Here is a 21,032-nt window from a genome sequence, read left to right on the forward strand (position 1 = left end):
AAAATATAAAACCTTTAAGTGGATAATTACGATGTGTTATTTCATTATTTTGAGTTAGCTGCAGCTTTAGCAGGTTCTTATTATTGGTTAAAAACGAAAGAAGATGCTGTAAGACCATTTGTTTGGTATTTATGGGTGACCGTATTCATCGAAACGTTTTCAATGTATACCTACTTGTATAGTTATTTTGATACTCCTTTAATTAATTGGATCGAATCCTCTATTATTAGTAGTAATACGTGGCTGTATAATATTTATGATTTTATTTCCTTAATACTTATTGGAATGTTCATGATTAGAAACACCAATAAGGATTTCTCACACAGAATAATAAAAATAATTGTTCTAATTGGCTCGGTGTTAAAAGTGATCTATTTTTCAATATCTGGCGATTTCTTTATAATGTCACTGCCTTATAATTTGGCAGTTCAGACATTTGCCCTTTTCATTATGTTCTTGTTATATTTAAGAGAGTTAATTCAAAGTGAGCAAATTTTAAACTTTTATAAATCACATGTATTTTATATAAGTTTAGGGATTACGTTATGGTATATTTGTTTAACTCCATTATTTATTTTTGACTCGTATTACAATGCTGTCAATGAAAATTTCATTGTTTTTAGAGGATTGCTTCTAGATACTTTTAACATATTACTTTATTCATGTTACACATTTGCATTCCTTTATTCATTAAGGCACAAGAAACAATTAGCAATGAGTTAATTGCACTTATCTCGTATGTCATTTTCTTTACCTTTACACTAATTGTTGTTTTTGTTGTTTTTTTTACAACATTTCAACGGCGTAAAAATCAATTACTCTTGGATAAAGTTAACCAGCAAAAGGTGTTTGATGAAGAATTAGTGAAAACCCAACAAGAAATACAAGAAGAAACCTTGAAACATATCGGTAGAGAACTGCACGATAATGTCGGGCAAATGTTAGTTTTAGCAACTATGCAAATGAGCGCTGCTGCGAGTGTTGCAAAAAATGAAGTGAAGTCTAAGGTTGAAAATGCTGCAAGTGCTTTAAAAGATTCATTAGAAGAAGTAAGAGCCTTATCTAAATCATTGAATAGCGATATAATATTTAATTTAGGTTTTGATGCTACAGTTAAAAATGAAGTTGCACGTCTAAATAAATCAGGACTCATAGAATCTCGTTTGTCAATAACAGGTGAGAAGGTGAATTTTGAAAACAAAAAAGATGAAATTATTTTATTTAGAATACTTCAAGAATTTTTTTCAAATACTTTAAAGTATGCTGAAGCTGAACAATTATTAGTGTCTTTAGATTACGAAGAACAATTCTTAAATATTAAAGTAGAAGATGATGGTATCGGTTTTGATGTAAGTAATGCAGAGAAGGGATCTGGACTTATTAATATGGAAAAAAGGTCAGAATTATTGAATGCAACTCTTCAGTTAGAATCTCAACTAGAACGAGGCACCATACTTAATTTGAAATACCCTTATAGAGAAATTTAAGTATTGCAAGCATCCCAAAGAGGATCATTGGGTAAAGGTGCAGTGACGAAAACTTTTTCTTTTTTTACAGGATGCATAAATGTTAAGGTTCTGGCATGTAAACTAATGCTAGCATCTTTGTTACTGCGATCAAACCCGTATTTTAAATCGCCTTTTATAGGACAACCAATTGATGCTAATTGCACGCGAATCTGATGATGTCTTCCTGTTTCTAAGTCAATTTCTAATAAAAAGAAATTATCAAGTTTTTGGATGACTTTATAATGTAAAATAGCTTTTTTACTAGCGTCAATTTCTTTAATATACGCCGTTGATTTATTGTTTTTTGGATTCTTCTTTAACCAATGAATTAAGGTGTCATTCGTTTTAGGTGGTTGATTCTTCACCAAAGCCCAATATGTTTTTTTAGCTGTTTTTTCTGCGAACAATTTATTAAGTCGAGGTAATGCTTTACTAGTTTTTGCAAACATAACAATACCCGTCGTTGGTCGGTCTAAACGATGTACAACACCTAAATAAACATTACCTTCCTTGTTGTATTTATCTTTTAAATACGATTTAACCACTTCACTCAAAGGTTTATCCCCTGTTTTATCACCTTGTACAATATCACCAGCACGTTTGTTAACGACTATGATGTGATTGTCTTCATGGATAACCTGTAGATTGTTTTTGTTAGAAAGGATTTTGTTTGACATTTTAGATCTTTAGACTTTTAGAAAATATTAGATTAAAGTAGATTTAAACTTTGAAATCATTTTGATAATTTCACCTAATTCCGAAAGGCATGATTGGAGTTCTTTTTCTACAATAAAATTTAAATCAGCAGAAATTAGTAGTTGAGTTTCTATTTCATAGGCTGAACCTATTGATATTTGTAAAAACCGAGCAAAATCCTTATTCGAATTTCTAGAAGATCCTTCAGCTATATTTGAGGGAATTGAAACAGAAGCCCTTCTTAATTGATTAGTTAAGCCAAATTTTTCTGAATCCGGAAACTTTGAAGTAATAGCATAAATTTCAGAGCAGAATAATCTACTTCTTTTCCAAATCTGCAATTCTTTAAATTTATGAGCCATATTTTAAGTTTAGCTATCTAAATAATCTAATAAAGTCTAAGGATCTAAAAATCTAAATTAATACTGCTCTTCATCATTCGGAAAATCCTCAGATTTGACGTCATCAACATATTGTCCAATAGCAGTAGTCATTTCCTCGTAAAGATTCATATAACGACGTAAAAAACGTGGGTTAAACTCATGAGTCATTCCCAGCATATCATGTAATACTAAAACCTGACCGTCAACACCAGCACCAGCGCCAATACCGATGACAGGGATAGATACGCTTTCAGCAACTTCTTTTGCTAATGCAGCAGGTATTTTCTCTAATACAATTCCGAAACAACCCGCTTTTTCTAGCATTAAAGCATCTTCTTTTAATTGCTTTGCTTCTTGGTCTTCTTTGGCTCTTACCGTGTACGTTCCAAATTTATATATAGACTGTGGTGTTAAGCCTAAATGCCCCATTACTGGGATTCCAGCATTTAGAATACGTTTTATAGATTCTTTTACTTCTTTTCCGCCTTCCATCTTCACAGCATGCCCACCTGATTCTTTCATTATTCTAATAGCAGAACGCAACGCTTCTTTAGGGTCACTTTGGTAACTTCCAAAAGGCAAATCAACCACCACCAAAGAGCGTTCAATTGCTCTAACTACAGAGGATGCATGATAAATCATTTGATCTAATGTGATTGGTAATGTGGTTTCATGTCCTGCCATAACATTACTGGCAGAATCACCAACTAAAATAACGTCAATACCAGCACCATCAACAATTTTAGCCATGGTGTAATCATAGGCTGTAAGCATTGATATTTTTTCACCTTTAGACTTCATATCTACTAAAGTCTTAACGGTGATTCTTTTGTATTCTTTTTTTGCTGTTGACATTGTGTTTTTATTAGTTGTTTGTAAAAGTAAAGAGATTTGCTAAAATAATTATCAATCTAAGACACAAATACTATCAAATCTGTAATTAGTTGCAAACTAGACATGGTAAACATTTGGGCGACCTGTAAGTTTTAGCCTTATGTAAAAATAAGTCATTTTGGTATTATTCTTTTCCGTTATTGCTGGTTGAAGACCATTGGGGAATTATGTATTTGAAAGATACTAGAAAACTAACAAAGGTTGAAAACAGTAACACTATAGACCTTCCCGCTTTTGAAAACGATGTTATAGCCGCCATAATCATTGAAAATAGTATAGGTGTGAAGATCTTGTATGCTAGTGCGTATGTACTTAGAATATAATTTTATGAATTCAGTTTCAGTTATGGTATGGTCTATAATAGAGTTTTCGTTCAGAATAAAAACGCTGTTTTCATCTAAAATAATATCGACAATTTCTGCCAAGTTTTCTTCAGGATTAACAGATAACGTCATGTTTTTATAATGATAAAATGTGTCACTATAGTAAACTCCACATTCATCACTTATATTTTCGATTTTGAAAGGTTGACCGTAAGTATCAATAACAGTATTTAAGTCTACAATTAGCTTGTGTGTTTGCACTCCTTTTATTTTAAAACTTGCCTTCTCTATATATTTAGTAACCGTTTCTTGTGGTAATGGCTGTTCTAAACCATCAGCTAAAGTCAAATACATTTGTGTAGACTTTATCAACGCTGTATTATTTGTATCCGTGGCGACATCTAGTAAAACAAGATAAGCAGATTTTAGATAAGCGTAGCCGGTATTCCAAGCTAACTCTACTAAGCGTTCGGCAATCTTTAAGCGTTCATCGATATTATTTTTTTCTATATTGGCGTAAGTCAATGCTAAAGCATCATAATCTGGACGCTCATTAAGATATTTTCTTTGAATGTAGCGGTTGTCAGAGATATTTACCCATGCATCTTTTTCAACAGGTATATACTTTACTTGTACGGGTTCCCCCATGCTTAAGATGGTTCTGATTTCTCCAGATAAATTGGGTTCACTTCGCGCTCTTAAAGAGGCCACAGTTACAAATAAATGGTGTCCTCCGTAATAGTTGTCACCATTTAAAATGGGATTGTCGCTGTCTTCTACAATATTTTGATTTGAATTGTGCTTGTCTGAAAGGTATTTTGACGGTACATAGCCTTTAGTGTCATTATCCGCTTTAACAAAACTCCAATCGGTTGTTTGTGCAGAAAGGACTTCAACGCGTGCATTGACTTTAAAATATCCCTTGAAGCCTTCATTCGTATCAGCTTCGTTGTAAAGACGTGTATCTGCGTTTAAATATTTGTGATTTTGTGCCTGAATGAGCGTTGAAACAAAAAGACATATAAAAAGTATTTTTAACCTCATAAGTCTAACAGTCTGTAAGGTTAACTCCAACAGCTAAACCACCTTCAGAGGTTTCTTTATATTTAGAGCTCATGTCTTTTGCGGTTTCCCACATGGTTTGTACCACTTTATCAAGTGGAACTTTTACGTTTTTAGGATCAGTTTCTAAAGCTAGTTCTGCCGCATTAATGGCTTTAATTGCTCCCATAGAATTACGTTCAATACATGGTATTTGAACTAAGCCACCAATAGGATCACAAGTTAGTCCTAAATGATGCTCCATCGCTATTTCTGCAGCAACTAAAACTTGTTCTGGTGTGCCTCCTAATAATTCAGTTAAGGCACCGGCTGCCATTGCGGAGGACACTCCAATTTCGGCTTGACAGCCTCCCATTGCAGCACTAATAGTGGCATTCTTTTTAAAGATACTACCAATTTCGCTCGCGACTAGCAAGAATCTTTTAATGTGGTCAAAACCAGCATCGTGATTTTCAATCACTAAATAATACATTAATACAGACGGAATAACGCCTGCACTTCCATTTGTTGGAGCAGTAACTACACGACCCAAAGAGGCATTCACTTCGTTAACTGCTAAAGCAAAACAACTGACCCATTTTAAAATCTGGCGGAATTTAACTTCCGTTTTTCTAATGGTCTCAAGCCATTCTTGAGGATTTTCATAAGTATTATCTCCTATAATATTTTTGTGCATGTCAAAAGCACGTCGTCTTACGTTTAATCCACCAGGTAAATTGCCTTCGGTATGGCAACCTGTGTACATGCATTCTAGCATGGTGTTCCAAATACGTTTTAATTCAAAATCTATAGAGGCTTCATCTCTTATGGATTTTTCATTTTCTAAAACCACACCAGAAATTGGTAATTGTAATTGGTCACAAAACTTAAGTAACTCTTCTCCGTAGGCAATAGGATAAGGAAATGTACAATAGAAAATTATTTTATTGGCTTTAGATACTTTTCGTTCTTCTTGTACCACAAATCCACCACCAATAGAGTAGTAGGTCGATTTATAATTTCTACCGTTAATTAGTGCTGTAAAAATCATTCCGTTGGAATGAAATGGTAACGATTTACGATTAAATATAATATTCGATTTAAAGTCGAAAGGAATAGCTCTTTCGTTATTAAAGTTTAAAACATGATTTGTCTTAACATCGGTAATAATTGTATCGATATCCTCTATAGGCATACGCTCAGGATCAGTACCAGTTAATCCTAAAATTACAGCAAAATCTGTGGCATGTCCTTTTCCTGTTAAAGATAAAGAACCGTAGAGGTCTACGGTGATTTTTTCAACCTTATCAAAACGGTTTTTAGTTTTTAATTCTTTAATCCAACGTTCGGCTGCTCTCCAAGGTCCTAATGTATGAGAACTTGAAGGGCCTACACCAATTTTTAGCATGTCGAAAACTGAAATACACTCCATCTACGAAATCGTTTTAATTATATTACAAATATAGGTAGATGTTAATTCAATGGTGGCAATTTCCGAAATAAAAAAAGCCTGAAAATTGAATATTCAGGCTTTGTGTTTTTCTTTGAAAGTAAGTTTATAGTGTTTCAAACTCTGTTATATGAAATGCTTCTATGACACTGTCTAAGTTTGCAAAATCAATATCAAGGCTATTAACAGGATCTGCAGGTAAAATAACGATTCTAAAAACCTGATTTTGAGTAAAGCCAGTATCTAAAGTTGAAAGGTTAAAGTTTCCATCTATTAACAATTTAACATCAAAAAAGGTGTGATTAAACACATATTGAATAATATCAGTGTCGTTAATAAAGAAGTTCTGAGGAAGCGGAGACCATGCATCAGTATCTTGTCCGTTAATAGTTACTACTTCATCTAATCTATAAACTAAAACAACATCGCTATCTAGCAAGTCATAAGGCAAAGCTACAATTACTTCCTGAAGACCTGTATTGTTATCGTATTGAAAATTAATTGGCGATACCTCAAATGATTGTGCAGCATATTCATCTGCTGGTATACCTGGTGCACCATCAAAACCTGGAGGGCCTTGGTCTCCTGTACAAGACGTTAATATAAAGGTAAGGGCAAATAATAAAGAGGTTATTTTTTTCATGATGATATAAAATTTAATTAATTACTAATGTATTGCTATTTGTTATCAAACAACATGCCCTTTTAGATATTATTAAGATTTAACTTCTAAATGAAAAATGATTAAATTATTATAACAAAAAAAGCACCTTCAATTGAAGGTGCTTTTCATGGACATAAATTAGCAGATTTATTTAATTAAAAGCTTGAAGCTTTCTCCATTTGTTGTTTTCAAAATATAAGTACCAGAAGTTAAGCTTGGTAGTTTGAAATCCATTGTATTTTCCTCAGATGCTATTTCACGACCTTGAAGATCAAATAAAGTCACTGAAACCGTTTTATTAAAATATACCATTTGATTCGATTTTGAAGGATTAGGATACATTTTTAAGGATTCAGATTGCAACGTAAATTCATCTGTACTTAGGACTGTAGCATTAAGCGCATAGAAACTTAATGTAGAACTGACTTCATTAGCCATAATTACTAAACCTGTATCATTAGGACTGTTTTCTGGTGTCACATAAATAATACCTTCTGGTGCTAAATCACCACCTTCATCGTCGCCTAAATCTCTATTGTTCATATATTTTTCAAATACAGGATTTGCTGGGTCGGTAATATTATAAGTCATAAACCCACCAACACGTTCTAAAGTTATAAACGCATAAAATTGACCATCAATTTCTGTGACCGTGACACCTTCTGGCTCAGGACCTTTATTATCACTTCTGTTTTTAAAGTTATTATTGCTATTGCTTACGTTGAAAAGTGATCCGTAAACTGGATCGTTTGCAGTGATGCGTTCAAAGTCATCAGCGCTATCATAAACTAAAGCACCTGTAGTTGCATTCCAAATGCTAAAAGAACGAGAACCAAACACGTGAATTTCATCAAAATCTCCATCATTGTCTAAATCACCATTGGCATTTGTAGCAGTTAAGCGGCCTAAATTGCTTTCTAGTTGTAAGAATTCTGCGTTAGGAAATACAACTGGATCTAAGTTTAAATCACTCACGTTTACTTCTTCTTCAAAAGTATCATACTCTCTAGCGTCACCTTCATTTGCGGTTACTAAATAAGTCGTTCCGGCAACTTCATAAGAGGCCATAGCATCTGGCATGTACATCCCTTTTACTGGCCAATTAGATAAGAATACAAAATCTGTTTTATCTGATGTGTCTAATGTATTTCCTGTTAAAGCATGATCTTTTAAGCCTAAAGGAAGAATAGCTGTAATTGTGTTTGTTGCTAAATCAATAACTCCAACAGCATTGTTTTCTTGAAGCGTTACATAAGCCGTTTGAGAATCATTAGAGAATGTGATATATTCTGGTTCTAAATCTTGAGACACTGAAGCATTTGGTCCAAAGATTCTAACACCATTAGTTTTTAATGTTTCAATTTGGGTATCAAAAGAATTAAAGTTTATTTGCGTAACGTTAGTTTGAGAAATATTACCCAATCCACCTGTAACATCAATAACAGAAATACTACCTTCAGGATCTATAGAATAATCATCATTTGGTTGACCTTCATTAGCGACTAAAAGTTTTGTGCCATCTGGAGTAAATCCAACCATATCTGGAAGATTTCCAGCGGTTACAGTAGAAAGAATTGTACCATCAATATCACAAAAAATAACCACACCATCTTCTAAAGGCCCTTTTGAAATACCAAGAGCGACTATATTATTCATATAAGCAACACTTGTTGGATCACCATACGTAGATAAATCAATAGCACTAAGTGTTGAGATTGCATTAATATCCGAAAAATCTATAATCTCTAATTTTTGACCTATGGAGTTCAGTACAAATAAACGTTCAGATACAGGATCGTGAGCTACAATTTCTGCAGATCCATCAGCATCTACTAAATAACTGGTGACATATTCAATATTTAGTAAATCAGTTGCAACAGGAACCGTAGTGTCATTATCTAAAATATAAATACCAACAGTTTCATAAGCGCCAAGCGTTCCATTATTAGGATTTGAAAGCTTTAAAATAAAAAGTTCATCCATTTCGGCAAGTATATCATCTGTAACAGGAATAGTAAGTGTAATAGCCTCTGTTGAATTTGCAGGAAAGCTAATAGTTTGGTTTACGAAAGTGAAATCATCAGTTTCAGTAGCTGTAAGTAATTCAGTGACTAAGCTAATATCAACAGAAACGATTTCTGATGTAGGTCCAGATAATTCAACTGAGATATCAATAGAAACTCCATCCTCACTAATACTATACGTACTTTGAGTAAAACTAATTTGAGGTGTTACATTAGTGACAGGAGTATAGCTTCCTGGTGAAGCAAAAATAGCGTCACCAAGCGATTGACCAACTAGGTTTGTGGCGGCCGTCCAATTGGTTCCTTCATTGAAGTCCGCATCAGGATTTAATAACTCTAATGAAGGGCCGTCGCCATCAGCAGAAGTTGGCCAAGGAGCATCGTCGCTATATTCTACTTGAGATATAACATCTCCATTAGAATTTTTAATTTGAAGTAATTCACCACCATTGCCTATAGCATTAGAAATAGCTTGTGGCATATCTAAAAACGTTTCACCATAAAAAGCATCAGCAGTGATTTTGTCAGTAGCTAACAATACGATCTCACTAGCAGCAACTGACATTTCAGGAAATGTAAAATTAAAATTACCTTCATCGTTAACTGTTATACCTCCTAAATTAATAGAAGCTGTACTATTATTATAAATTTCTAAAAACTCTAAAGCATCAGAGTTATCAGAAGGAGCGTTGTACATGATTTCAGTAATAATTAAACCAGAAGTTAAGGCATTGTAAAAGAGGTTTTCACTAACATAAGCCGTTGTTTGTGTATTGGTAAATACATCTTCAAGATTGTTAACGGTTAGATTATATGCCAAACCTTCTGTGAATCCTGAGTGCGTCACAGTTGCTGTTAAAGTCGTATTGTCATATACAATGGCATAAACCGTCAAAGCAGGACTAAAAACATAATTCGCTATTGTTTCTGCAGTAATTTGAGTTACCTCTTCAGTAAAGACAACGTCTATTGTTGTTTGGTCTAATGAGTATACATTAGCAACACTTGGAGGGTTTGTATCTGTCGTGGAGATTACAAACGGAGTCGTGTTAAAGGGTAAACTAGCAGCTGCTTCAAAATTGTAGTTATTCATATTATTTAAAGCAACATTATAGCCGTTAGCTGTATAGCCCGTTCTTGGACCATTGTAAACAGCTAATGACGTTCCGTTAGCATAAGTTATAGCCGTAGAGCCTTCTGTAAGTCCGGTGCCAATTAAACCTGTTCCAACACCATCATCATAAGCCGAAGATGAATTTGCAACAGCCGTTATAAATGTAGTAGGTGTATCTATATCGGTACCTTGGTATACAAAGATAGCTTCAGATGATGCCGAAATGCCACCAGGAGATCCAATAATAGTTCCATGAGATACGCTTGGTGTTGCACTAATAGTATAAAAGGTAATAATTGATCCTGCGGCAATGACATCTGAACCAGTTTGCCATTCATAATTCGCTTCACCAGAATTAAAAGCGGTGCCTGTCCACTCTTTGTCAGAAAAAAAGATACTACTATTTGCTGGTATGTCAACAAACGTTACCAGAGCAAAGTCGTCATCGTCATTGGCATGAAAAGCCGTAAATGCCATGTCGCCAGTATTGAGCTGAGCACTTGCAATACATGTAAAAAAGATAAAAAATAAGCGTAAAAAATGTTTCATAATTTTTTGGTTGTTTTAGTTCTTGTAAAACTATCAAGCGGAGGTTTCGTTAGTATATACTCAGTATTATAATAGGATGAAGAAATTATTATGAATGTTATCTACAGGTATTTTAAGTGTTATGAGCCATTGTAACTGATAACGATTTATTAAAGTGACATCATGTCATATTTTTTGCCATGGCATAATCATTGACTAATACATACCGAGTTAAAAAAATTATAACACAACAAAACATATATATTTATTATGAGTAAGATTATTGGAATTGATTTAGGTACAACCAACTCTTGTGTTTCTGTAATGGAAGGTAATGAGCCAGTTGTAATCCCAAACGCTGAAGGTAAAAGAACAACACCTTCGGTTATCGCTTTCGTAGAAGGTGGTGAAATTAAAGTTGGTGACCCAGCAAAAAGACAAGCAGTTACTAACCCAACAAAAACAGTTTATTCTATTAAGCGTTTTATGGGTAACAAGTATTCTGAGTCCAAAAAAGAAGCAGAACGCGTACCATATAAAGTGGTAAAAGGTGATAATGACACACCAAGAGTTGATGTTGATGGTCGTTTATATACACCTCAAGAATTATCTGCAATGGTGCTTCAAAAAATGAAGAAGACTGCAGAAGATTATTTAGGAACTGATGTTACTGAAGCTGTAATTACAGTACCAGCATATTTTAACGATGCACAAAGACAAGCAACTAAAGAAGCTGGTGAAATAGCAGGACTTAAAGTTCGTAGAATTATCAACGAACCAACTGCTGCTGCATTAGCATACGGAATGGACAAAAAAGGTGTAGACCAAAAAATCGTAGTATTTGATTTTGGTGGTGGAACACATGATGTATCTATTTTAGAATTAGGTGATGGTGTATTTGAAGTATTATCTACAGATGGTGATACACACTTAGGTGGTGATGACGTTGATCAACGTATTATCGATTGGTTAGCTGAAGAGTTTATCGCTGACGAGTCTATGGATTTACGTAAAGACCCAATGGCTTTACAACGTTTAAAAGAAGCAGCTGAAAAAGCGAAGATTGAATTATCTTCTTCTGCACAAACAGAAATCAACTTACCTTACGTTACAGCAACAGCTAGTGGACCGAAACACTTAGTACGTACATTAACACGTTCTAAATTTGAGCAGTTAATCGACGATTTAATCAAACGTACTATTGAGCCATGTGCTTCTGCTTTAAAAGCAGCAGGTTTATCAAAATCTGATATTGACCAAGTTATTTTAGTTGGTGGTTCTACACGTATTCCTGCAGTTGTAAATGCAGTGGAAACGTTCTTCGGAAAAGCTCCAAGTAAAGGTGTAAATCCTGATGAGGTTGTATCTTTAGGTGCAGCGATCCAAGGTGGTGTTTTATCTGGTGATGTAAAGGATGTTCTTTTATTGGATGTTACTCCATTATCATTAGGTATTGAAACTATGGGTAATGTAATGACAAAGTTAATTGAGTCTAACACTACGATTCCTACTAAGAAATCGCAAGTATTCTCAACAGCAGCAGACAATCAGCCATCAGTAGAAATTCACGTATTACAAGGTGAGCGTCCAATGGCAGCAGATAACAAAACGATTGGTCGTTTCCACTTAGATGGAATTCCACCATCAAGAAGAGGAACACCTCAGATTGAAGTAACGTTTGATATTGACGCCAATGGTATCATTAAAGTATCTGCTACAGATAAAGCAACAAACAAAACTCAAGATATCAGAATTGAAGCGTCATCTGGATTAACAGAAGAGGAAATTCAAAAGATGAAAGCTGATGCAGAAGCAAATGCTGAATCTGATGCGAAAGCAAAAGAAACTGCTGATAAATTGAATGAAGCGGATGCAATGATTTTTCAAACAGAAAGTCAGTTGAAAGAATTCGGTGATAAATTATCTGATGATAAAAAAGCACCAATTGAATCAGCGCTTGAAGAATTGAAAACAGCATACGAAACAAAAGATATCGCAGTAATCACTCCAGCTTTAGAGAAAATCAACGAAGCATGGAAAGTAGCAAGTGAAGAAATGTATAAAGCGCAAGCAGAAGGTGGAGCACCAGAAGGTGGACCAACTGACGCAGGTGCAGGTGCAAAAGGACAAGCTGCTGATGATAGTAGTGATGTTGAAGATGTAGACTTCGAAGAAGTTAAGTAAGCAGAGAACCAACTTTTGCTTTTTTGTGAAAGTTGTGTGAATCGCTTATGCCAACTAAGGTGGGTATCTCAGAGAGCCAAAATATGTTTTTGGCATATTTTGAGTGAATCACTTATCCCAAACTTGTTTGGGGATCTCAACAACAATTAAAGTCAGAAGCTTGAAGAAGCTAAAGACTGAAATTATAGAGTGAAAAACGCAATCATTAATTTGGTTGCGTTTTTTTATTTGCCTTTTTTTTTATTTTTTTTGATTCTCATCCAACCCTTTTAGTTTTAAAAGCGTTTTTAATAATAGAAGCGAAACTTAAGTGAGCTTTAAACAAACTAATAATCATTTAAAAACACATTTTATGAAAAAAGTAAACTACATTATTGTTTTAGCCTTTATCTTAAGTATTAATTTAATATCTGCTCAAGAAGAGAAAACGGATACATCAAAATTTTCATTAGGGTTTACTTTAAGTGAACAGTTGGTTGGTAAAGATTCTGGCGAAAACATTGAAGGAATTTTGGGCTATGCCATTACTTCCAATATGAGCATATATTTGTCAGCGGCAAATGCCACGATGAGAAGTAAAGCATTAGATTCAAATTATAAATTAGATAAATATGCGATTCAAGTTGCTCATGATTTTGCAAAATCTGAAAGCACAAAACTAGAATCTATATTAGGGTTTTCATATCTCAATTTTGATAAAAAAATTCTTGAAGACGATAACAATGGACTAGGTATAGATTTAGGAGTTCAAACCACTTTTAACTTAGAACATAGATTAAATTATGGGTTAAGAATTGTAGTAACTTACAGTAGTTTTTCACCAGGAGCTATATTGAATGCCGGTATTAATTTTAGTTACAGAATATAAATCACTTTTAAATAGCCATATTTTAAATTACCTTATTCAATTATAAGTATAAAATAATGTCAAAACTAGTATCTATAAATCAAAGTGTAAGTGAGCTGGTTGGATTAGCACAAAAATCCAATCAAAAAGCGCAGCTAGCACTATATGATACCTTTTCGGGAAAGATGCTTGGTGTTTGTAGGCAATACATTAGAGATTTACAATTTGCGGAAGATATAATGATCACATCGTTTCATAAAGCATTTCAAAATATTAATAAATATGAGCCTTATGGTAGTTTTGAGGGGTGGTTAAGACGCATAATGGTTCGCGAATGTATTTCATATTTACGCATTCAGAAGAATAAATTTAATGTGGTTGAAATTGGGGATTATTATTTTACACAACCAGCGTCAACGACAGATAATTCAACTTCGGATAGTATACAAAAGGCAGTGGACCAATTGCCAATTGGTTGTAAAACAATTTTTAACCTTTATGTGATTGAAGGTTATAAGCATAGAGAAATATCGGAGCTTTTAAATGTAAGTATCGGTACTTCAAAATCGCAATTAGCACATGCTAAAAAGCTTTTAAAATGTAGTCTGGCTAAATTAAATAATAAAGACAATGGAACCCAATAATATAGAAAAGTTAATTCAGAACAATTTTAAAGACCGGCATATAGAGCCGTCTTCACAAGCTAGAGAACGCTTAATTATAGCCTTAAACTCGAAGCCAAAAAAGAAGAGAAAACTTTGGATACACTATGCGGTAGCTGCGTCTTTGGTTTTAGGTTTGATTTTTGTTGGTGGTACGTTTTTGTTTCATGAAGGAGTCGAAAAGCAAGCCATTGAAATCAGTTATGAAAAAGAAGTACCTAAAGAAACACAGCAGCAACACACTTCAGATTCTGTAAATCATAATAAGGCTATAGTATTAGAAGCGCAGCAAGACTCTGAACAAGAACCTAAAATAAGAAAACAGTTTAAAATAGCTTCAAATTTAAATGAAACGGTTTCTAAAAATACAGTTACAAAACAAGACATTGAAACTACTGAGGAAGCTAAATTACTGACGGAAAATTCTACAATTGTTATAGATAAAGATCTTGTAAAAGCTAAAGAATCCGAAGATATAGCAGTTATAAAGTCTCCCCAACAATTTCAATATATTACAGCAGAGGAACTTTTGACGTCAACAGGAAAGGATAGTAGTTTAAATTTAATTCAGAATAAAAAACAATTATCAGATTCTTATTTAGATGCTGACCAACTTTTACTCGAAATGGAAAAAGAACTATTCGACGAAAAAAACAAAAGCATTTTTAAGAAAGCAGGTAAGCAGCTTAAGCAAATAAACGAAGCTGTTGCCAACAGAAATTACGAACACAACAATTAATCACGTTAAACCATTTTATTATGAAGCAGACCATTTTATTAGTTGCCATACTATGTTGTACGCCATATTTAATGGCACAGACCAATATTTTTGAAGAAAAAGCCGCAATTATTGCCTCGAGAATTGATTCTATCACCACTTCAGAAAAAAGCATCCTAAAAAAAGAGATTAAGAAGATTGATAAGATGGTAGAAAAAAATGAGATCACTGCAGACGCAGCTGGGGTAGAAAAAAAGAAACTTGCTGCTTACCATGCAAAACGCATTAATGCTGCTGTTTTTATTGAAGAACAAAAGTTACAATTATTAATAAAAAATAAGGTTAATGGTAAATTAGAGCGTACTGAGGAACTAGATAAACCATTCATAAGCGTTTTTAAAGAGGAAAATTTTTATAATGATTCTATTAGCGGTTTAAAAGTTGAAAAGCGTTTCACAACTCAATTTGTCTTTGCTTTAGGTATAAATACCGTTTTAAATGGAGGTGATTATTATGGAGATGGCTTTAAGGTGAATCCGATAGGTTACGGTGAGTTAGGCTTTACTTTTAAATATAGACTTAAAGAAAATACAAATCTTTGGAATCTAAAATTTGGATTATCAATGATGACAGATGAAATAAGACCAAAAGAGGATAATGATGTATTGGTTACTAATGGCAACCAAACGACGCTTCAAGATATTGGTTTTGACTTAAAAAAATCGAGATTAAATAATTTATCATTTGGAATTCCTGTGCATTTAGAATTAGATTTTTCAAAGCCACAATACCACAGTAAAACGGAGCAAACCTATTTAAGATCTCAGCGTGGTTTTAGATTAGGTCTTGGGGGATTTTTCTCAGTAAGGACTCAGACATCCCAATTTATTAAATATAAAGAAGGAGGTAAAGATATAAAGCAGACAGAAACTTACCACTTTAATATGAACAGTTTTAATTTTGGACCAAGTGTTTATTTTGGTTATAGAGATGTAAGTATGTATGCAAAATATGATGTGAATCCCGTATTTAAAGATAATCCTGAAGACATAAATACACTTTCAATTGGTTTAAGGGTGGATATAAATTAGAATGTAAATCCAATTATTTGGTTTGTAAATTCAACGTAATCACTTTAGAATTCCTTAAGTCGATTACGTTTTCTTTTATGAATTTTTGAATCTTCAATTTTAGATGAAAACCAACTCTTTGTATTGATGTTAATCCCAATTATCTTAAGTAACATGTTTAACTGAAAGCATCAATTTTCACTATTATTTATTTAAGTTTTGTACTTTCGAAGTCTAATATATAAGAATGTCTTTTTCAATCCAAATCAAAACCGATTACACCCCAAAACGATTAGCTGTAAAACTTAACGCTAAAGGAGAACAGTTCGTAGTTAAAGGGCATCCTTGGGTGTTTTCTAATAGTATAGTTAAGATTAACGATGATGCTAATACAGGTGATTTAGCTATCATTTTCAGTAAGAATAAAAACAAAGTCGTTGGTTTAGGATTGTATGATGCAGATTCTCCAATCCGTATTAAAATTATTCATAATGCCGAAACTAAAGTTGAGGTTAATGCCGATTTTTTTCAGCATAAAATTAAATTGGCTTTTGAGAAGCGTTCAGAGTTACTTTTAACCAATACTAATAGTTACCGCTTATTATTTGGTGAAAATGATGGTTTCCCTGGGTTAATAGCTGATGTATATGATTCCGTATTAGTGGTAAAAGTATACTCCGAAATTTGGTTACCTTATTTAGAGCCTATTCTAGAAAGTTTACAAAAAACGTCAAAGGCTGAAACCATCGTAATGCGTTTAAGTAGAAGCTTGCAGAATAGTAAAAACCATTCTTTAAAGGATGGTGAAGTTATTTTTGGCACACTAAACAATGAAGTTGTAGAATTTGTAGAACATGGTGTTAATTTTTCTGCCAATGTTATAAAAGGTCACAAAACGGGTTATTTTTTAGATCATAGAGACAACAGAAGACGTGTTGGCGAATTAAGTAAAGGCAAATCAGTTTTAGATGTATTTTCTTATGCTGGTGGATTTTCAGTACATGCTTTAGCAAAGGGGGCAACCGATGTTACAAGTTTAGATATAAGTAAGCAAGCTTTAGATATGGCTCGCGAAAACGGAAAATTAAATGCTTATACAGGTCAACATAAAACTATCTCGGGTGATGCATTTGCAGAAATGAAGGCCTTAATAGCAAAAGGTAAAACCTATGATGTTGTAGTAATCGATCCACCAAGTTTTGCTAAGCAACAATCAGAAATAGATTTAGCAAAAAAGAAATATGCACAATTAGCTGAACTAGGAGAACAGCTGACTGCTAAAAATGGACTTTTAGTTTTAGCATCATGCTCTTCAAGAGTATTGGCACAAGCTTTTTTCGATTTGAATTCTCAGGTCTTAAATTCTCAATCAAGACTTTTTGAAACAGAACTTAAAACCAAACACGATAGTGATCATCCAATTGCATTCCCTGAAGGAGCCTATTTAAAATGCGGCTATTATCGATTTTTAGAATAATTCAAGTTCTTTGTAAATAAATACTACTAGAGTTTTATGGTAATTTCATAATTTAGAACTCTAATTTTAGTGTTATCTTAATAATGGTAAGATTTATTTCATAATTCGCAACCAACTGTTATGCACGCATAATAAATTACTTTATATTTGTAATCATATAACTAAGTTATAATAATACGTTTTTCATTTTATTAGCAAAAAACTATGCAAACCAAACTTACTGAGTTACTCGATATTAAGCACCCAATTATTCAAGCACCAATGTTTTTAGTCTCTAATGTTGCTATGGTAACAGAAGCTATGAAAGCGGGAATAGCAGGTTGTATTCCAGCATTAAACTACAGAACTTTAGAAGAGTTAAGATCAGCTTTAAAAGAACTTAAGGCTAGTAAAGTTGAAGGTGGTTCGTTTGGATTCAATCTAATTGTGAACAAATCTAATGTAAAGTATAAAGGACAGTTAGAAGTGATTTGCGAAGAAGGTTGTGACTTTATAATAACCTCTTTAGGAAGTCCGGAAGAAACCATCAGACAAGCACATGCTGTAGGTATAAAAGTGTTTTGTGATGTTACCGATTTAAGATTTGCCAAAAAAGTAGAACAGTTAGGTGCTGATGCGGCAATCGCTGTTAATAATGAAGCTGGTGGACATAGAGGAAATTTATCACCAGAAGAATTAACAAATTTGTTAAGTAAAGAATTAAAAATCCCTGTGATTTCTGCAGGTGGAGTAGGTTGTAAAGCAGATATTGATACAATGTTAAGCTACGGGGCAGAAGGTGTTTCTGTTGGAAGTCCGTTTATTGCTTCCGTTGAAGCTGGTGTTACAGAAGAATACAAACAAGCTTGTGTAGATTACGGAGCTAAAGATATTATTATGACAGAGCGTATTTCTGGTACACCTTGTACGGTAATTAACACGCCATATGTTCAGAAAATTGGAACCAAAGCGACTTGGATTGAAAATGTATTAAATAAAAGTAAAACCCTAAAAAAATGGGTAAAAATGATCCGTTTTTCAATAGGGATGAAAGCGACTGAAAAAGCAGCGAAAAAAGCGACTTACAAAACGGTTTGGGTGGCTGGCCCAAGTATTGAGCATACCACAGAGATTCTTCCGGTAAAAGCTATAGTAGAGAAATTAGTTAATTAATGGCAATAACTTCAAAGACCATCAAGTACAGTATAATTATTATAGGGATTTTAGGATTGCTTTTTATCGGAGCTATACTTTTTTTCATTTTATATGAATCTAAAAAAGATATTTCCAAAGAAGAACCTTATGTTTCTTTTTTAAATAAACCTCAAAAATTAAAAGCAATTAGTACCGTTCGTTGGCATAAAGACAACCTACGTTTTAGTCATTACAGTTTGGAGGTTAATGATGATTCTTACCATAATAACGAAGATGTTAAGTCTGTAAAACAATACCAACCTGGTGATATAATTACGTTTTATGCGGCAAAATCATATTTTAGTAATCATGTTGGAGAAAGCTTTTATCTTATCGCTCGCGATACTTTAGATACAGGTGAAGTTATAGAATTTCAATATTACTACACACCTGGTGCCTTACCGTTTGACTAATACGATTCTAGTTTAGAAAAAAAAAAGATTTTTGAAGCGGAGATTAGTTTTGATACTATTATAATACTTACTTATAAGAACATAATCGATAATATGACCTATAATGAAATCATAGACTGTCTTTATGACTTACAAGACAAAGATAAAGTGGTGTTTAAAGCGAAGAAATTCGGAATTATCTCAAATAATTCATTAGGCATTTATCATAAGGATTTAAAAGTAATAGCTAAAGAAATTGGTACGGACAACCAACTAGCTTTACAGCTTTTTGATAGCGGAATTTATGAAGCGCGTTTATTATGCAGTAAACTATTTAAGCCCAAAGACGTTACAGAAGCGCTCATGGAAAAATGGGTAAAGACCTTTGAGAATTGGGAAATATGTGACAGCTTTTGTATGGGGTTGTTTTCAAAAAGCGACTTTGCTATTGCTAAAATATTAGAATGGTCAGAAAGAGAATCTGAGTTTGAAAAAAGAGCCGCATTTGCTACTTTAGCATCATATTGTATGGCAGATAAAACTTCAGATAACGGCTTATTTGAACCGTTTTTCTCAGTTATAAAACGTGAGTCTAATGACGATAGAATATACGTTAAAAAAGCAGTCAATTGGACTTTAAGAAATATAGGAAAACGCAATGTAGACCTCAATGTTAGAGCTATAGAAGTCGCTAATGAAATCCTAGAATTTGAAAGTAAATCAGCCCAATGGATTGCAAAAAATGCTATAACCGAATTACGAAAAGAAGGCATTAGAATGTCCGATTATCCGAGAGCTATTTATAGAATTCCGGTTGCTAAGATTCATGAAGCTTAAATGTCACTTTATTATTTATAATTTAGATGTATGAAATTAAAGCCAAAATCTATAAGACCATTCATAGGTTCAAAAGATTACAACCTTTCTAGAGAATTTTATCGGGATCTAGGATTTGATGAATTTGTTATTTCTCATAATATGTCTGTCTTTAAAACAGGTGAGTTCGCCTTTTATTTACAAGATTATTACGCAAAAGATTGGGTAGATAACACCATGATTTTTCTAGAAGTTGATAATGTTCAACACCATCTGCAACATTTGAAGCAAAGTGGATTAATAGAAAAGTACGAAAACGTCAGATGTTCAGATATTGTTTATAATGATTGGGGACATGAGTTTTTTCTTCATGATCCTTCAGGTATACTTTGGCATTTTGGAGAATTCAAAACTGAAGTTAAATAACCGTTTCTAATAGCTCAATATTTTCATAAACTCTTGGTAATAAATTTGTTTGTAACAAAATAGCCTGTTTTACGACGTATAATGTAGAACACATGTTTAATAAAAAAAGAAAAAAGTTATGATTAATAAAGGAGCAATAGTATTAGGAGCATTAATTGGAGCAGCGGCAGGAGTGTTGTTAGCCCCAGAAAAAGGAAGCGTTACAAGAGATAAGCTTAAAAAAGAAGGTAAAATAATTAAAAATCAGGTTACTAGCGATTTTTCTGAAGTAAAAGAAGATTTATCTAAAGCAGCCGCTTCTGGTAAAGAAAAGTTTAAACAAGATTTAGAAGATTTCGCTTCAAAATCGAGTTACAAAACAGAACAAGCTATTACATTTTTAGAAAAGCAATTAGCTATTTTAAAAGATAAGAATAAAACATTACAGAAGACAAGCTAATGTAATGTTTTCACTCATATTATAAATTTATGTTTTTGCAAAAACGAGTCTTTTCAAACCTTGAAAAGACTCATTTTTACGTTTTTATAAAAAGTTATCCTCATTTTTTTTTTTTATAAATTCCTATTAACTTAATGTATGACGCTTAAAAACATTAACAAAATTTTTGTATTTTAACGTTTTATCTATTTGTATTACCCCAA

At 33.2% G+C, this 21,032-nt stretch carries 20 protein-coding genes; 13 read left to right on the plus strand and 7 right to left on the minus strand.

Annotation, left to right across the window (positions count from 1 at the left end):
- The first annotated feature begins 18 nt into the window (after nucleotides 1-18).
- Both HM984_RS11045 and HM984_RS11050 read left to right on the plus strand, forming a co-directional pair.
- Nucleotides 19-723, plus strand: coding sequence for a hypothetical protein (locus HM984_RS11045; protein ID WP_179349210.1), 705 nt, complete (start codon nucleotides 19-21; stop codon nucleotides 721-723).
- Nucleotides 724-821: 98 nt separating this feature from the next.
- Nucleotides 822-1,487, plus strand: a complete 666-nt coding sequence (locus HM984_RS11050; RefSeq protein WP_257018489.1) for a sensor histidine kinase — start codon at nucleotides 822-824, stop codon at nucleotides 1,485-1,487.
- Here HM984_RS11050 and HM984_RS11055 read toward each other — a convergent pair.
- From HM984_RS11055 to HM984_RS11085, 7 genes are all read right to left on the minus strand, one after another.
- Nucleotides 1,484-2,185, minus strand: coding sequence for an RluA family pseudouridine synthase (locus HM984_RS11055; RefSeq protein ID WP_179349212.1), 702 nt, complete (start codon nucleotides 2,183-2,185; stop codon nucleotides 1,484-1,486). The genes HM984_RS11050 and HM984_RS11055 overlap by 4 nt on opposite strands.
- A 27-nt stretch (nucleotides 2,186-2,212) precedes the next feature.
- Nucleotides 2,213-2,566, minus strand: coding sequence for a four helix bundle protein (locus tag HM984_RS11060; protein ID WP_179349213.1), 354 nt, complete (start codon nucleotides 2,564-2,566; stop codon nucleotides 2,213-2,215).
- Between the two features lie 57 nt (nucleotides 2,567-2,623).
- Nucleotides 2,624-3,442 carry a 3-methyl-2-oxobutanoate hydroxymethyltransferase gene (gene panB, locus HM984_RS11065; RefSeq protein WP_115812549.1) on the minus strand — a complete coding sequence of 273 codons (819 nt, stop codon included), beginning with the start codon at nucleotides 3,440-3,442 and terminating at the stop codon, nucleotides 2,624-2,626.
- Nucleotides 3,443-3,672: 230 nt separating this feature from the next.
- Nucleotides 3,673-4,848, minus strand: a complete 1,176-nt coding sequence (locus HM984_RS11070; protein WP_179349214.1) for an SH3 domain-containing protein — start codon at nucleotides 4,846-4,848, stop codon at nucleotides 3,673-3,675.
- Between the two features lie 4 nt (nucleotides 4,849-4,852).
- Nucleotides 4,853-6,277, minus strand: a complete 1,425-nt coding sequence (locus tag HM984_RS11075) for an L-serine ammonia-lyase (RefSeq protein ID WP_179349215.1) — start codon at nucleotides 6,275-6,277, stop codon at nucleotides 4,853-4,855.
- Nucleotides 6,278-6,401: 124 nt separating this feature from the next.
- Nucleotides 6,402-6,938, minus strand: a complete 537-nt coding sequence (locus tag HM984_RS11080; RefSeq protein WP_179349216.1) for a collagen-like protein — start codon at nucleotides 6,936-6,938, stop codon at nucleotides 6,402-6,404.
- A gap of 168 nt (nucleotides 6,939-7,106) precedes the next feature.
- A complete protein-coding gene (locus HM984_RS11085; protein ID WP_179349217.1) occupies nucleotides 7,107-10,646 on the minus strand; it encodes a choice-of-anchor I family protein in 3,540 nt (1,179 codons plus the stop codon).
- A 249-nt stretch (nucleotides 10,647-10,895) separates the two neighbouring features.
- Here HM984_RS11085 and dnaK point away from each other — a divergent pair, with 249 nt between their 5' ends.
- From dnaK to HM984_RS11140, 11 genes are all read left to right on the plus strand, one after another.
- The gene (gene dnaK / locus HM984_RS11090) at nucleotides 10,896-12,809 is read left to right on the plus strand and encodes a molecular chaperone DnaK (RefSeq protein WP_115812559.1); all 1,914 of its coding nucleotides are present in this window, start codon (nucleotides 10,896-10,898) and stop codon (nucleotides 12,807-12,809) included.
- A 352-nt stretch (nucleotides 12,810-13,161) separates the two neighbouring features.
- Nucleotides 13,162-13,677, plus strand: a complete 516-nt coding sequence (locus HM984_RS11095) for an outer membrane beta-barrel protein (protein WP_115812561.1) — start codon at nucleotides 13,162-13,164, stop codon at nucleotides 13,675-13,677.
- Nucleotides 13,678-13,733: 56 nt separating this feature from the next.
- A complete protein-coding gene (locus HM984_RS11100; protein WP_179349218.1) occupies nucleotides 13,734-14,300 on the plus strand; it encodes an RNA polymerase sigma factor in 567 nt (188 codons plus the stop codon).
- Nucleotides 14,287-15,057: a hypothetical protein gene (locus HM984_RS11105; RefSeq protein ID WP_179349219.1), complete on the plus strand. Its 771-nt coding sequence runs from the start codon at nucleotides 14,287-14,289 to the stop codon at nucleotides 15,055-15,057. The genes HM984_RS11100 and HM984_RS11105 overlap by 14 nt, the downstream gene beginning before the upstream one ends.
- A gap of 20 nt (nucleotides 15,058-15,077) precedes the next feature.
- Entirely contained in the window at nucleotides 15,078-16,127 is a 1,050-nt protein-coding gene (locus HM984_RS11110; RefSeq protein ID WP_179349220.1) for a hypothetical protein, read from the plus strand.
- 226 nt (nucleotides 16,128-16,353) lie between these two features.
- Nucleotides 16,354-17,583 carry a class I SAM-dependent rRNA methyltransferase gene (locus HM984_RS11115; protein ID WP_115812569.1) on the plus strand — a complete coding sequence of 410 codons (1,230 nt, stop codon included), beginning with the start codon at nucleotides 16,354-16,356 and terminating at the stop codon, nucleotides 17,581-17,583.
- Nucleotides 17,584-17,787: 204 nt separating this feature from the next.
- Nucleotides 17,788-18,735, plus strand: coding sequence for an NAD(P)H-dependent flavin oxidoreductase (locus HM984_RS11120; RefSeq protein WP_179349221.1), 948 nt, complete (start codon nucleotides 17,788-17,790; stop codon nucleotides 18,733-18,735).
- Complete coding sequence (locus tag HM984_RS11125) at nucleotides 18,735-19,169, plus strand: hypothetical protein (protein ID WP_179349222.1); 435 nt, start codon at nucleotides 18,735-18,737, stop codon at nucleotides 19,167-19,169. Before HM984_RS11120 ends, HM984_RS11125 begins: the two co-directional genes overlap by 1 nt.
- 93 nt (nucleotides 19,170-19,262) lie before the next feature.
- Entirely contained in the window at nucleotides 19,263-19,985 is a 723-nt protein-coding gene (locus tag HM984_RS11130) for a DNA alkylation repair protein (RefSeq protein ID WP_179349223.1), read from the plus strand.
- 30 nt (nucleotides 19,986-20,015) lie between these two features.
- Entirely contained in the window at nucleotides 20,016-20,390 is a 375-nt protein-coding gene (locus tag HM984_RS11135; RefSeq protein WP_179349224.1) for a VOC family protein, read from the plus strand.
- Between the two features lie 118 nt (nucleotides 20,391-20,508).
- Nucleotides 20,509-20,829, plus strand: coding sequence for a YtxH domain-containing protein (locus tag HM984_RS11140; protein WP_179349225.1), 321 nt, complete (start codon nucleotides 20,509-20,511; stop codon nucleotides 20,827-20,829).
- Nucleotides 20,830-21,032: the final 203 nt, after the last annotated feature.

It is taken from the genome of Winogradskyella pacifica (assembly GCF_013403915.1).
GTDB lineage: Bacteria > Bacteroidota > Bacteroidia > Flavobacteriales > Flavobacteriaceae > Winogradskyella > Winogradskyella pacifica.